Raw genomic sequence first — 12,321 nt, forward strand, 5'->3', positions numbered from 1 at the left:
AACGTCAGACCTTGGCCTTGCCGAGGATCCGCGTCATCTTCGTACCGCAGACTGGGCAGGTGCCCTTCGCCATGCGCCGCCCATTGGTCTCCTCGACGTTTCCGTCGAAGTCGCGCTTCTCGCGACACTTGACGCAGTAGCCGTTGTAGGTGTCGGCCACAGCCCCTCCCTTGCAGTTGTGAGTGCGGACACACTCGGGGACCTTGGCGCGACGGTACCTCCGCAGGCGTGCGAAACCGCGCATGTCGATCCCGCGCGTGTCCAGCCGCCGTTCGGTGGAACTTCACCCGCCGGGTGCGCGCCTGCCGCCGGTTGGGGGCCGAAAATTGTCGGTGGCGACGTTTACGGTGACTGCATGGCCGAACCGCGGGTGGAAGTGCGGCGGAGCCCCCGGCGCCGCCGCATGGTCAGCGCGTACCGGGAGGGCGACACCGTCGTCGTCCTTCTGCCGGCACGGATGACCAAGGGGGAAGAGAAGCACTGGGTGGCGGAGATGTTGAGCCGCCTCCAGCGCAGTGAGACGCGCAGGAAGTCCCCTGCGCGCACATCGGACGAGGCGCTCATGGAGCGCTGCGCCGAACTGTCGGCGCGTTATCTCGACGCGCTGGCCGAACCGGTGAGCGTGCGCTGGGTGCCGCCCATGCGCACGCGCTGGGCGTCGTGCACGCCGACAGAGGGCACGATCCGCGTGTCCGAACGGCTGCGCGACGTGCCGCCGTGGGTGCTCGACTACGTGCTGGTGCACGAACTCGCGCACCTGCTGGTGCCAGGGCACGGCAAGGACTTCTGGGAGTGGGTCCACCGCTACCAGAAGACCGAGCGGGCCATGGGCTATCTGGAAGGACTCTCGGCCGCCGCAGGCTGGGGGATCTCAGAAGACTGACCGTCCGCGGAACCGCTCGGCGCGGGTGTGCGCGCTGAGCCCAGAACGCAACGCGCCCGGCGAGGAAGTCCTCGCCGGGCGCGTCGTTCAGAACTTCGATCAGGCCTCGTCGGGCTTGTCGCCCTTCTCGCCCTTCTCGCCGTCCTCGCGCATGGTGCGCTCCAGCTCGGCGATCGGGTCCTCGAGAGCCTTGCGGGTGTTGGTGAGGCGCTCGGCGAACTCCAGCGGGTCGTCGAGGTCCTCGGCGGTCGGGACGAGCTCGGCGTGCTCCCACACGCTGTCGCGCACCTCGACGCCGTGCTGGTCGCCGATGAGCTTCCACAGCGCCGAGGCGGCCCGCAGCTTGCGCGGGCGCAGTTCCAGGCCCACGAGCGTCGCGAACGTCTGCTCGGCCGGGCCACCGGAGGCGCGGCGGCGGCGCAGCGTCTCGCGCAGGGCCGGAGCGCCGGGCAGGCGGTCAGCGACGGCGGCGTCGACCACGACGTCCACCCAGCCCTCGACGAGCGCGAGGAGCGTCTCGAGGCGGTTGAGCGCCGCCTTCTGCTCGGGAGTGGTCTGCGGTTCGAGCAGGCCCGAGCTCATGGCCTCCTCGATGGAGGCGGGGTTCGACGGGTCGATCTGGCCCGCGAGCTGCTCCAGCGCCGAGGTGTCGACCTTGATGCCCTTGGCGAACTCCTCGACGGTGTCGAGCAGGCGCTGCCGCAGCCACGGCACGTGCGTGAAGAGACGCTGGTGGGCTGCCTCGCGGGCGGCGAGGAACACCATCACCTCGGACGCGGGGCGCTCCAGGCCCTCGGTGAACTTCTCGATGTTCGCCGGCAGCAGAGCCGCGGTGCCCTCGGGCCCGAGCGGCAGGCCGACGTCGGTCGAGGTGAGCACCTCGGAGCCGAGCTGCGCGAGCGCGTTGCCCAGCTGCGAGCCGAACGCCATGCCGCCCATCTGCCCGAGCATCGCGAGCAGCGGGCCGGCCGCCTGCTTCGCCTCGGCGGGCATGGCCTCGACCCAGGCACCGGACATGCGCTGTGCGACCGGGTCGCACAGGCGCTGCCACGTCGGGATGGTGCGCTCGATCCAGTCGCGCGCCGTCCACGCCTGCGTCGTGCGGGTGCCCGCGGGCAGTGACGTGACCGGGTCCAGCCACATCTCGGCCAGGTGCACGGCATCGGTGACCGCGCTCGACTGGTCGGACGCGAACCCGATCGTGGTCGTCGTCGAGGACAGCTGCTGGAACGCGATCTGCTTCGCGAGGTCGTAGTTGACCGGCCCGCTCGACGACCCCGCGTTGCTCAGCATGGAGCCCAGCTGACTGAGCATGTTGCCCAGTTGGCTGAAGTCGAACGGGTTGTCTCCCGGCTTCCCGCTCTTGTCCTCGGGGTCGTGCGGGCTGAACCCGAACGGCACGTCACTCATGCCTCTACCGTACGCGGACGGACATGGTCGTACGCTGTTCAGCCGTGAGTGAAACCGTCGCGACCGCACCCCAACCCGCGCTCCCGCCGAGGGAACGCGGACTGACCCGCCGGACGTGGACGCTGATCGTCAGCTTCCTAGTGGTGGCGGCGCTCGGACTGCTCGGCGGTTTCGCCAGAGTCCCGTACGTCGCACTGGGCCCCGGCCCGACCTACGACGTGCTCGGCAAGGTCAAGGACGCCGACGTCGTCTCGGTCGACGGCCAGGACACGTTCCCCACCAAGGGCACCCTGCGCATGACGACGGTCTCGCTCACCGACGACGTCTCGCTGTTCGGCGCACTGGGCCTGTGGCTGTCGGGCCGTTACGCCCTGGCGCCGCGCGAGGAGTTCTTCAAGCCCGGGGAGTCGGAGGAGGAGGTGCAGAAGAACAACGAGCTCGCGTTCAGCGAGTCGCAGACCTCCGCCGAGGTCGCCGCGCTGCACTACCTCAAGTATCCGGGCATGGTGATCGCGAACCAGGTCACCAAGGGCAGCCCCGCGGACAACGTCATCCCGCTCGGCGCCCGCATCATCTCGGTCAACGGCAAGCAGGTGCAGAGCGCGGCCGACGTCAGCAGCGCCCTGGAGAACACCAAGCCCGGCGACCGCATCGAGGTGGCGTTCGAGAAGGACGGCACCTCCCAGTCGACCCAGCTCACCCTCGGCACCCGCGACGACGGCCGCACCGCGGGCTTCATCGGCATCTCGCCGGTCGACCGCGCCGACGTGCCGTTCAAAATCAAGATCAGCCTGTCCGACGTCGGCGGCCCCTCGGCCGGCCTGATCTTCGCGCTGGCGATCGTCGACAAGCTGACGCCGGGCGAGCTCAACGGCGGCAAGGCCATCGCGGGCACCGGCGAGATCGCGGGCGACGGCACGGTGAAGCCCATCGGCGGCATTGCGTTCAAGATGGTCGCCGCGAAGGAAGCGGGCGCGACGGCGTTCCTCGTGCCGGCCGCCAACTGCACGGACGCGAAGCAGCAGGCGCCGAGCGACCTCAAGCTGATCAAGGTCGAGAACCTGTCGGACGCCGTGTCGTCGCTGGAGGCGCTCAACTCCGGCAAGGACACGCCGAGCTGCTGACGGCGCTCACATGGGGGAGCTTTCGCGCCTGTTCCGGGGCGAGGGAGCTCCCCTGAGTGCGTGTAGGGCTGCTGAACGCTGCACACGCCACGAGGCCGGAGCACGCTGCGAGCCGACAAACGCCCCGTTGACTCGTCACGGGCGGGAGCGCGCTTTCGCAGGGGGAGTTGATCGCTTCTGGCGGCGCGCGAGCTGTCCGCTTGCCGCGAACACCGGGCAGGAGATCACAGCCCCGGCGCGAGCTCGTGCCGGGGCTGTGCCAGCCTGGGGACGTGACGACTAGGGCCGCAGCGTGGCGAGCAGGGCGTCGGTGAGGTTGGGCGCCAGCTCGGGGTGCTCGACGACCTCCTCTGGCACCTCGACCGTGCCGCGCAGCCGCAGCAGGCAGGAGACCGAGCCGTCACGCAGCACCACGGCCACCAGGCGGGCCTCGCGCCGCGCCGGGTGTGCTGCCGCGAACTGGCGGGCCGCCTCGTCGTCCAGGTCGCCGTGGCTCAGTTCCGTCTCCGCCTCCGGGGGCAGCACGACGATCTCCTGGGCCAGCGCGCAGCCGGTGACGGCCGGGGGCCATTCGATGCCCGCGAGCGCGTCGGCCAGGTCGCCTTCCAGGGCGTCCTGGGCGATCGGGGTCAGCGGGCTCGCCTCGGGGTCGAGCTGGCTGCGCAGCTCCGGCTGCTGGTCGATCAGGTCTGAGGTCGCCACGAGGGCGAAGAGCTGCGGAGGCTGCTCCCAGCCGCCTGCCGCTACGAACTCCTCAACCTCGCGGGCGACCGTCGGGAGGATGACCGCTGGCGTTTCACTCGCTGACACGCGTGTCATCGTAAGACTGCGGGCTTCACGGGAACCCAGGGCGTCGTCCGTAGAGTTGGACTAAACGTACGTAATACCGCGATCCAGGAGCGTGCCTCGTGGCCACACGGCCTCCGGTCGGACTGCCGAAACTGTCCCGGCGAAGCCGAATACTGCTCATCGTAGGTGTTGTGCTCCTGTTCGGTCTCATCACGGGATCGCGGCTGCTCGACACCTACGTGAACTGGCTGTGGTTCGGCGAGGTGAAATTCCGCGACGTCTACAGCACAGTGCTGCTCACCCGGCTGGCCTTGTTCGTGGCCGTCGGGGCCGTCGTCGGCGGCGTCATCGCGCTCAACCTCTACCTCGCCTACCGCGCCCGGCCGGTGTTCGTGCCGGTGTCCGGGCCGGACGACCCGGTGGCGCGCTACCGCACCGTCGTGATGCGGCGGATGCGCCTGTTCGCGATCGGCATCCCGGTGTTCATCGGGTTGATCGCGGGCGCGTCGGCGCAGGACGACTGGCAGCATGTCCAGCTGTTCCTGAACTCCCAGCCGTTCGGCGTGACCGACCCCCAGTTCGGGCACGACATCGGCTTCTACGCGTTCCAGCTGCCGTTCTACGAGTGGCTGCTGTCGTGGCTGTTCATCACGGTCGCGGTGTCGTTCATCGGCGCGGTGATCGCGCACTACCTGTTCGGCGGCATCCGGCTGGCCGGTCGCGGCGGTCAGCTCTCCGGCCCGGCGCGGCTGCACCTGGCGCTCGTCGCCGGCACGTTCGTGCTGCTGAAGGCCGTCGCGTACTTCTTCGACCGGTACACGCTGCTGCTGCACGAGAACGAGAAGTTCGTCGGCGCCAGCTACACCGACCTCAACGCGGTGCTGCCGGCCAAGCTGATCCTGCTGTGCATCGCGGTGTTCTGCGCCGTCGCGTTCTTCGCGGGCGCGTTCATGCGCAACGTGCAGCTGCCCGCCATCGCGACCGTCCTGCTGGTGCTGTCGAGCGTGCTCGTCGGCGCGGCGTGGCCCGCGGTGCTGGAGCAGTTCTCGGTCAAGCCGAACGCCATCCAGAAGGAAGCCGAGTCGATCACCCGCAACATCGCGGCGACACGGCAGTCGTTCGGGCTGACCGACGACAAGGTCGAGACGAAGCCCTACGAGGGCAAGCAGAACGTCAGCAACGACCAGGTCAAGACCAACGACGCGGCCACGCTCGGCAACATCCGCCTGCTCGACCCGGCGGTGCTGTCGCGCACCTTCACGCAGTTCCAGCAGCTGCGGCCGTTCTACGGCTTCCCGAACAAGCTCGACGTCGACCGGTACACAGTGGACGGGAAGCTGCGCGACTACATCGTCGCGGTGCGCGAGCTGAAGCTCGACAGCCTGCCGCAGGGCCAGCGCGACTGGATCAACCAGCACCTCATCTACACGCACGGCAACGGCTTCGTCTACGCCGAGGCGAACAAGGTGAACGCGGTCGCCGACGAGTCCAACGGCGGCTACCCGGACTTCAAGACCGGTGAGGTCAAGTCCAACGGCGACGTCGGCAACGTGCAGAACGGCATCAAGGTCGACCAGCCGCGCACCTACTACGGCGAGCTGTTCGGCCAGAACGACTACTCGATCGTCGGCGGCCGCCCGGCCGGTTCGGCGGCGGAGTACGACACGGACGCCAAGTCCTACACCTACACCGGCACCGGTGGCGTCCCGATCGGCGGCCTGTTCGACAAGCTCGCCTTCGCGGCCTACTACGGCGAGCGCAACATCCTCTTCAACCAGTCGATCGCGGACGACTCGAAGATCCTCTTCAAGCGCACCCCGCGCGACCGCGTGCAGGCCGTCGCCCCGTGGCTCACGGTGGACAGCGACCCGTACCCGGCCGTCGTCAACGGCCGCATCACGTGGATCGTCGACGGCTACACCACGCTGGAGAACTACCCGTACGCGCAGCGCACCCAGCTCGGTGACGCGACGAACGACTCGCTCACCGCGGACGGCGTCGTCATCTCGCAGGTCAACAAGCCCGTCAACTACATCCGCAACTCGGTCAAGGCCACTGTGGACGCCTACGACGGCTCGGTGAACCTGTACCAGATCGACGACAAGGACCCGGTCCTCAAGGCGTGGATGGGCGTCTTCCCCGGCACGGTGAAGCCGGGCAGCGAGATCTCGAACGAGCTGCGCCAGCACTTCCGCTACCCCGAGGACCTGTTCAAGGTGCAGCGGCAGATCCTGTCGAAGTACCACGTCTCGTCGCCGTCGGACTTCTACTCCGGTGTCGCCTACTGGGCGCCGCCGCAGGACCCGACGATCGACAACGTGACGACTGCTGACGCCCAGCGCGACGCCGCGAGCAAGCGCAGGGACGCCCAGCCGCCGTTCTACGTCCTCGCCGGTGACCCGAGCGACCCGAGCAAGGTCCGCTTCCAGCTGACCAGCCCACTCGTCCGGGAGAACCGCGAGTTCATGGCGGCCCACGTCTCGGTCGGGTCCGACCCGGACAACTACGGCAAGATCAGCGTCCTGCAGCTCAGCCAGGACGCCAAGGGCCCGCAGCAGATCCAGACGCAGTTCCTCACGTCGGACAACGTCAGCCGCGAGCTCAACCTGCTGACCCAGCAGAAGACGACCGTCGTCTACGGCAACCTGCTCACACTTCCCGTGGGTGGAGCGCTGCTCTACGTCGAACCCGTCTACATCGAGCGCGCGTCCAACAACACCTCGTACCCGCAGCTGTCCAAGGTCCTCGTCTGGTACGGCGACCGGGTCGGCTACGCGTCCACGTTGAACGAGGCGCTGGACCAGGTCCTCAGCGGTGCCGGCGCGGTCGTGCCACCGCCGAGCGACAACAGCAACGGCAACGGCCAGACCTCCACGCCGCCGTCGACCACGCCGCCGACCAACGGGGCGCTGAGCCCTGAGCTGCAGAAGGCGGTCAGCGACATCGACGCGGCGCTGGCCGACATCAAGAAGGCCCAGCAGAACAGCAACTTCACCGAGCTCGGCCAGGCGTACGCGAAGCTGGACGACGCGACGAAGAGGTTCAAGCAGTACAACACCGGTGCCGCGGCGCCGCCGGCGACGGGCCAGTCGTCGGTTGTGCCGAGCCCCACACCGTCCGGCTGACCATACGATTTGCTTTATCCGCTCCACCCCGCGTAAGGTTCTATTCATACCGACGCGGGGTGGAGCAGCTCGGTAGCTCGCTGGGCTCATAACCCAGAGGTCGCAGGTTCAAATCCTGTCCCCGCTACAAAGGCAGAAGCCCGGAGCCATCAGGTTCCGGGCTTCTTGCTTTAACGCAGCTACATCGACAACTACATCCACGACCACGTCGGCCGCCGTTTCCTCGGCGCAACTGGCACATGCGACGCCCACGCTGCCCCTGAACTGCGAAAACCTCGTTTAGAGGGGGGTGGTAAAAACGGGTTTCCAGAGGGTGTATAGTTCTACTTACAACAGCAAGACAAGCAAGAAGCGGCGCGGGGTGGAGCAGCTCGGTAGCTCGCTGGGCTCATAACCCAGAGGTCGCAGGTTCAAATCCTGTCCCCGCTACAAAGTAGGAAAGCCCTGTTCGCGGAGATCGCGAACAGGGCTTTCCTGTATTTGCATTGGGGGCGGAGCCCTCACACCACACCCTGGGGCAAGCCCTCAGACCCCCGTAGGTGGCCAGTCGGGCAAGGCCCCAGACCTCCGCGGGTGGCCCGTTGGAACGAGCCCCCGGACTCCGCAGGTGCTCAAGTGGGGTCGTTCAGGTCATGTTCTCCGCCCAGTACTGGGCGCACAGCATGCTGGAGCAGATGCGGCCCTCGCCGTTGACGGTGCGGTGCTTGCGGATCTGTTTGCCGCACACCATGCACTCGTCCTTGCCGGCCTGCTCCGGGATGCCGCCCGTCACCCACGCCCTCGTGTGCGCGGCCACCTTCTTGTGGTCCAGCCACTTCAAGTTCAGGTTCTTCATGGGTCCCCGACCTCCGTCGTCTCGCGCCGCTGCCTGGCAGTGATCATTTTCCCGCAACGGCGGGCATGGGAAAGGGGTCTGCGCGGACATCACCAGGTCGTGCGACGAACGACCCCGACCGTCCATTCGGGTGGCTTCGGCCGGTGAGACTCGTACCGCCGATCGAGTGAGAGAGGGGGACTTTCGTTTCAGCGAAAGGACTTTTCCATCCGGGATGGACACGGACGGTCAAGCGGCCAAACGCGTGAGGCTGGAAAACTGCCGCTTACTCAGCGAGACTTTTCGTTGCTCCGCATGGCCCATCAGACTAGCCCGGTGATCAGCCACTGTGGACAGAACGGCTGACCATTGTGGACAGCTTCCCCCAGACGTGGGAACGTTGTCGTTGTGTCAGACCTGAATGCGACCGCAGCCGCCCTGCTCGGGCTGCTGCACGACGGACCCAAGACCGGTGGCCAGTTGGTGGCGGAGGCAGGAGACCGCTTCGGCGCGTTCTTCAGCGTGACCCGCTCCCAGGTGTACCGCGAGCTGCCCGCGCTGGCTGACCAAGGCCTGCTGCGCCTCGGCAAGCAGGGACCGCGGTCCAGTCAGCAGTACGTGCTGACGGCCGCGGGCAAGAAGGCCTTCAAGAACTGGCTGCTGTCCGAGCCTGGCCCGGACCACCTGCGCAGCCCGCTCATCCTTCGTCTGGTGCACGCCGGTTCGCTGACCGCGAAGCAGCGTGAATCCCTGATCACGACCGCGCGTTCGACGTACGGTCAGGAACAGGAGAGCGCGAAGAGCGCGGCCAAGACGGCGGAGGACCCCTACGCCAAGGCGGTGGCCGAGTTCGGCCTCGCTCACGCCAAGGCCGTTCTCAAGCTGCTCGACGCGATCCCCACCGCGTAACAAGAGAGCGCCAGTGAGCACCGGTCGCGTACGGCGGCCGGTGCTGGCGTAATCTTTTTGCGTGAACCCGGACGTCGAAGCAGACATCAAGGACCTCTCCGCCACCCTTTCGAGCATCGAGGCGGTGCTGGACCTCGATGCTTTGCGCGCCGCTGTCGCGGACCTGGAGGCGCAGGCGACCCGCCCCGACCTCTGGGACGACCAGGAGAAGGCGCAGAAGGTCACCAGCGCGCTCTCCCACAAGCAGGGTGAGCTCCGGCGCGTGACCGGCCTGCGTTCGCGTCTCGACGACCTGCCGCTGCTCTACGAACTCGCCGAAGAGGCAGAGGACGCGGACGCGGCGGCCGACGCGGACAACGACAGGGCCAAGCTCCGCGACGAGATCGCGAGCCTGGAAGTGCGCACGCTGCTGTCCGGCGAGTACGACGAGCGCAACGCCCTCGTCACCATCCGCGCCGAGGCCGGTGGCGTCGACGCCGCGGACTTCGCCGAGATGCTGTTGCGCATGTACTCCCGCTGGGCTGAGCGTCACAACTACGGCGTCGACGTGTTCGACACGTCCTACGCCGAAGAAGCGGGCATCAAGTCCGCCACCTTCCGCATCAGCGCCCCGTACGCCTACGGCACGCTGAGCGTCGAGCAGGGCACGCACCGTCTCGTGCGCATTTCGCCGTTCGACAACCAGGGCCGCCGCCAGACGTCGTTCGCCGGCGTCGAGGTCGTGCCCGTCGTCGAGCAGACCGACCACGTCGAGATCGACGAGAAGGACCTGCGCGTCGACGTCTACCGCTCGTCCGGCCCCGGTGGCCAGGGCGTCAACACGACGGACTCGGCGGTGCGCCTCACGCACATCCCGACCGGCATCGTGGTGTCCTGCCAGAACGAGCGCTCGCAGCTGCAGAACAAGGCCACGGCCATGAACGTCCTGCAGGCCAAGCTCCTCGAACGCCGCCGGCAGGAGGAGCAGGCCAAGATGGACGCGCTGAAGGACTCCGGCTCCAGCTGGGGCAACCAGATGCGCTCCTACGTGCTGCACCCGTACCAGATGGTCAAGGACCTGCGGAACAACCACGAGGTCGGCAACCCGTCCGCGGTGCTCGACGGTGAGATCGACGACTTCCTCGAGGCCGGCATCCGGTGGCGCAGGCAGTCCCAGCAGGGGTAAGCGAGTTCAAAGCCCTGGCCCACGAAGCCGCCCGCCGCACCGGTGGGCGGCTGACGGCGTTCACGCCCGCACAGGACGTGACCCCGAACTTCCACCAGGCGCTCATCACCTACCGCGACCGCACGGTCGCGATGCTCTGTTCGCGTGACGACGGCTCGGTCGTGATGACCGAGCCCTTCGGCGTGCGCTCCGACTGGTCACTTGCCTTCGTCGACGAACCGGAACTCGCTGCCGTGGTCAGGCGGTCCGAGGGCTTCACCGTGCTGTCCAAGGACGACGCGGAGCGACCGTTCGAACACTCGGATCACCCTCACGTGTCGGGGCGCGATTTGGCCTACTGGAAGCCTGAAAACACCGGTCAGGCCCTCTTCCACTGGTGGGACTGACCGGCCGTTCCGGTGCGGAAGTTAACCGGAACGGGGGCTTTACCCCGGCCATGAGTAGACTCGCGCCTCGTGATTCGTCTCGAACACGTTTCCAAGGTCTACAAGACCTCCACGCGTCCTGCGCTCGACGACGTGTCCGTCGAGATGGAGAAGGGCGAGTTCGTCTTCCTGATCGGGCCTTCGGGGTCCGGCAAGTCGACGTTCCTGCGTCTGCTGCTGCGCGAAGAGGTGCCGACCAGGGGACGCGTCTACGTCTCCAACTTCGACGTCGCCAAGATGTCGCGACGCAGGGTCCCCCGCCTGCGCCAGTCCATCGGCTGCGTGTTCCAGGACTTCCGCCTTCTGCCCACGAAGACGGTCGCCGAGAACGTCGCGTTCGCGCTGGAGGTCATCGGCAAGCCCCGCAACACCATCGTCAAGGTGGTGCCGGAGGTGCTGCAGCTGGTGGGCCTCGACGGCAAGGAGGACAGGTTCCCGACCGAGCTGTCCGGTGGTGAGCAGCAGCGCGTCGCGATCGCCCGTGCGTTCGTGAACCGCCCGCTGGTGCTGATCGCCGACGAGCCGACCGGAAACCTGGACCCCGACACGAGCCAGGACATCATGTTGCTGCTGGAGCGGATCAACCGCACCGGCACGACCGTCATCATGGCCACGCACGACCACGGCATCGTCGACTCGATGCGCCGCCGAGTGGTGGAGCTGTCGTACGGCAAGGTCGTCCGTGATGACGCGCGCGGCGTTTACGGCGTTGGCCGTTAAGCGTCCCTAAGCCCCCGAACCCCAAGGAACCCCGCCCCCGATGCGTACCAGCTTCGTGTTCAGCGAGGTCATCACCGGACTTCGCCGGAACGTCACGATGACGATCGCGATGATCCTCACGACCGCCATCTCGCTCGGGCTGCTCGGCGGTGGCCTGCTCGTCGTCCGCATGGTCGACAAGATGCAGGCCAACTACGCGGGCAAGCTCGAGGTCTCCGTGCTGCTGACGAACGATGTCAGCGCCAACGACAAGGACTGCACCCAGCAGCCGTGCGCGGGCCTGCGTTCCGCCCTGGAGCAGACGTCCGGCGTCGAGACCGTGGTGTTCCAGAACCGCGACGAGGGCTTCGAGCGCTTCAAGAAGATCTTCGAGGCCCAGCCGGAACTGCTCAAGCTCGCGCGTCCGGAAGCCATCCCGGCGACGTTCCGCGTGAAGCTCGAGGACCCGGAGCGCACCGACGTCATCAAGCAGGCCTTCGAGGGCAAGCCCGGTGTGAAGGGCGTCGACGACCAGGGCAAGTTCCTGGAACGGTTCTTCGAGGGCCTCAACGGCATGCGTGACGTCGCTCTGATCCTCGCGCTCATCCAGGCGTTCGCCGCGCTGCTGCTGATCTCGAACACCATCCAGGTGTCGGCGTTCACCCGCCGCGTCGAGGTCGGCATCATGCGACTGGTGGGCGCGACCCGGTGGTACACGCAGTTGCCGTTCCTCATCGAGGCGGTCGTCGCGGGCATCATCGGCTCGGTCACCGCGGTCGGCGGCCTGGTGCTGTTCAAGGCGTTCTTCCTCGACCGGATCACCAGGAACCTCACCGAGTCGGGCATCATCCCGCCGATCGGGTATCTGGACATCCTGATCGTGTCGCCCTGGCTGTTCCTCGTCGCGATAGTCATCTCGGCGACCACCGGCTACGTGACACTCCGTCTCTACGTGCGCCTTTAAGAGTTTTGCGAACC

General features: G+C 67.4%; 12 protein-coding genes and 2 tRNA genes. 10 read left to right on the forward strand and 4 right to left on the reverse strand.

Annotation, left to right across the window (positions count from 1 at the left end):
• Positions 1 to 4 precede the first annotated feature (4 nt).
• The gene (locus SK854_RS26850) at positions 5 to 160 is read right to left on the reverse strand and encodes a DUF5679 domain-containing protein (protein WP_169746029.1); all 156 of its coding nucleotides are present in this window, start codon (positions 158 to 160) and stop codon (positions 5 to 7) included.
• Between the two features lie 195 nt (positions 161 to 355).
• On the opposite strand from SK854_RS26850, the gene SK854_RS26855 reads away from it, so the two are divergent.
• The gene (locus SK854_RS26855) at positions 356 to 883 is read left to right on the forward strand and encodes a M48 metallopeptidase family protein (RefSeq protein WP_319977894.1); all 528 of its coding nucleotides are present in this window, start codon (positions 356 to 358) and stop codon (positions 881 to 883) included.
• 99 nt (positions 884 to 982) lie between these two features.
• On the opposite strand, the gene SK854_RS26860 is transcribed toward SK854_RS26855, so the two are convergent.
• Entirely contained in the window at positions 983 to 2,293 is a 1,311-nt protein-coding gene (locus SK854_RS26860; protein WP_319977895.1) for a zinc-dependent metalloprotease, read from the reverse strand.
• Between the two features lie 44 nt (positions 2,294 to 2,337).
• Here SK854_RS26860 and SK854_RS26865 point away from each other — a divergent pair, with 44 nt between their 5' ends.
• Positions 2,338 to 3,417 (forward strand): YlbL family protein, encoded by a 1,080-nt coding sequence (locus tag SK854_RS26865; protein ID WP_319977896.1) that lies wholly within the window; start codon positions 2,338 to 2,340, stop codon positions 3,415 to 3,417.
• A 279-nt stretch (positions 3,418 to 3,696) separates the two neighbouring features.
• On the opposite strand, the gene SK854_RS26870 is transcribed toward SK854_RS26865, so the two are convergent.
• Positions 3,697 to 4,236: a PPA1309 family protein gene (locus SK854_RS26870; protein ID WP_319977897.1), complete on the reverse strand. Its 540-nt coding sequence runs from the start codon at positions 4,234 to 4,236 to the stop codon at positions 3,697 to 3,699.
• Between the two features lie 89 nt (positions 4,237 to 4,325).
• Between SK854_RS26870 and SK854_RS26875 the strand changes: the two genes are divergently transcribed.
• The 3 genes from SK854_RS26875 to SK854_RS26885 all read left to right on the forward strand — a co-directional run bounded on the left by SK854_RS26875 (position 4,326) and on the right by SK854_RS26885 (position 7,760).
• Positions 4,326 to 7,331 carry a UPF0182 family protein gene (locus tag SK854_RS26875; RefSeq protein WP_319977898.1) on the forward strand — a complete coding sequence of 1,002 codons (3,006 nt, stop codon included), beginning with the start codon at positions 4,326 to 4,328 and terminating at the stop codon, positions 7,329 to 7,331.
• 53 nt (positions 7,332 to 7,384) lie between these two features.
• Positions 7,385 to 7,458: transfer RNA gene (locus SK854_RS26880), tRNA-Met, on the forward strand.
• Positions 7,459 to 7,686: 228 nt separating this feature from the next.
• Positions 7,687 to 7,760 (forward strand) — tRNA-Met (locus tag SK854_RS26885).
• A gap of 196 nt (positions 7,761 to 7,956) precedes the next feature.
• Here the strand turns inward: SK854_RS26885 and SK854_RS26890 are convergent.
• A complete protein-coding gene (locus tag SK854_RS26890; protein ID WP_089922009.1) occupies positions 7,957 to 8,166 on the reverse strand; it encodes a hypothetical protein in 210 nt (69 codons plus the stop codon).
• 387 nt (positions 8,167 to 8,553) lie between these two features.
• Between SK854_RS26890 and SK854_RS26895 the strand changes: the two genes are divergently transcribed.
• The 5 genes from SK854_RS26895 (at position 8,554) to ftsX (ending at position 12,307) form a co-directional block, all read left to right on the forward strand.
• Positions 8,554 to 9,054 (forward strand): PadR family transcriptional regulator, encoded by a 501-nt coding sequence (locus SK854_RS26895; protein ID WP_030470382.1) that lies wholly within the window; start codon positions 8,554 to 8,556, stop codon positions 9,052 to 9,054.
• A 61-nt stretch (positions 9,055 to 9,115) separates the two neighbouring features.
• Positions 9,116 to 10,219, forward strand: coding sequence for a peptide chain release factor 2 (gene prfB / locus SK854_RS26900; RefSeq protein ID WP_319977899.1), 1,104 nt, complete (start codon positions 9,116 to 9,118; stop codon positions 10,217 to 10,219).
• The gene (locus SK854_RS26905) at positions 10,192 to 10,605 is read left to right on the forward strand and encodes a hypothetical protein (RefSeq protein ID WP_319977900.1); all 414 of its coding nucleotides are present in this window, start codon (positions 10,192 to 10,194) and stop codon (positions 10,603 to 10,605) included. Before prfB ends, SK854_RS26905 begins: the two co-directional genes overlap by 28 nt.
• A 69-nt stretch (positions 10,606 to 10,674) precedes the next feature.
• Positions 10,675 to 11,364, forward strand: coding sequence for a cell division ATP-binding protein FtsE (gene ftsE, locus SK854_RS26910; protein WP_030470385.1), 690 nt, complete (start codon positions 10,675 to 10,677; stop codon positions 11,362 to 11,364).
• Positions 11,365 to 11,404: 40 nt separating this feature from the next.
• Complete coding sequence (gene ftsX / locus SK854_RS26915) at positions 11,405 to 12,307, forward strand: permease-like cell division protein FtsX (protein ID WP_319977901.1); 903 nt, start codon at positions 11,405 to 11,407, stop codon at positions 12,305 to 12,307.
• Positions 12,308 to 12,321 lie beyond the last annotated feature (14 nt).

Source organism: Lentzea sokolovensis (assembly GCF_033949975.1).
Classification (GTDB): Bacteria; Actinomycetota; Actinomycetes; order Mycobacteriales; family Pseudonocardiaceae; genus Lentzea; species Lentzea sokolovensis.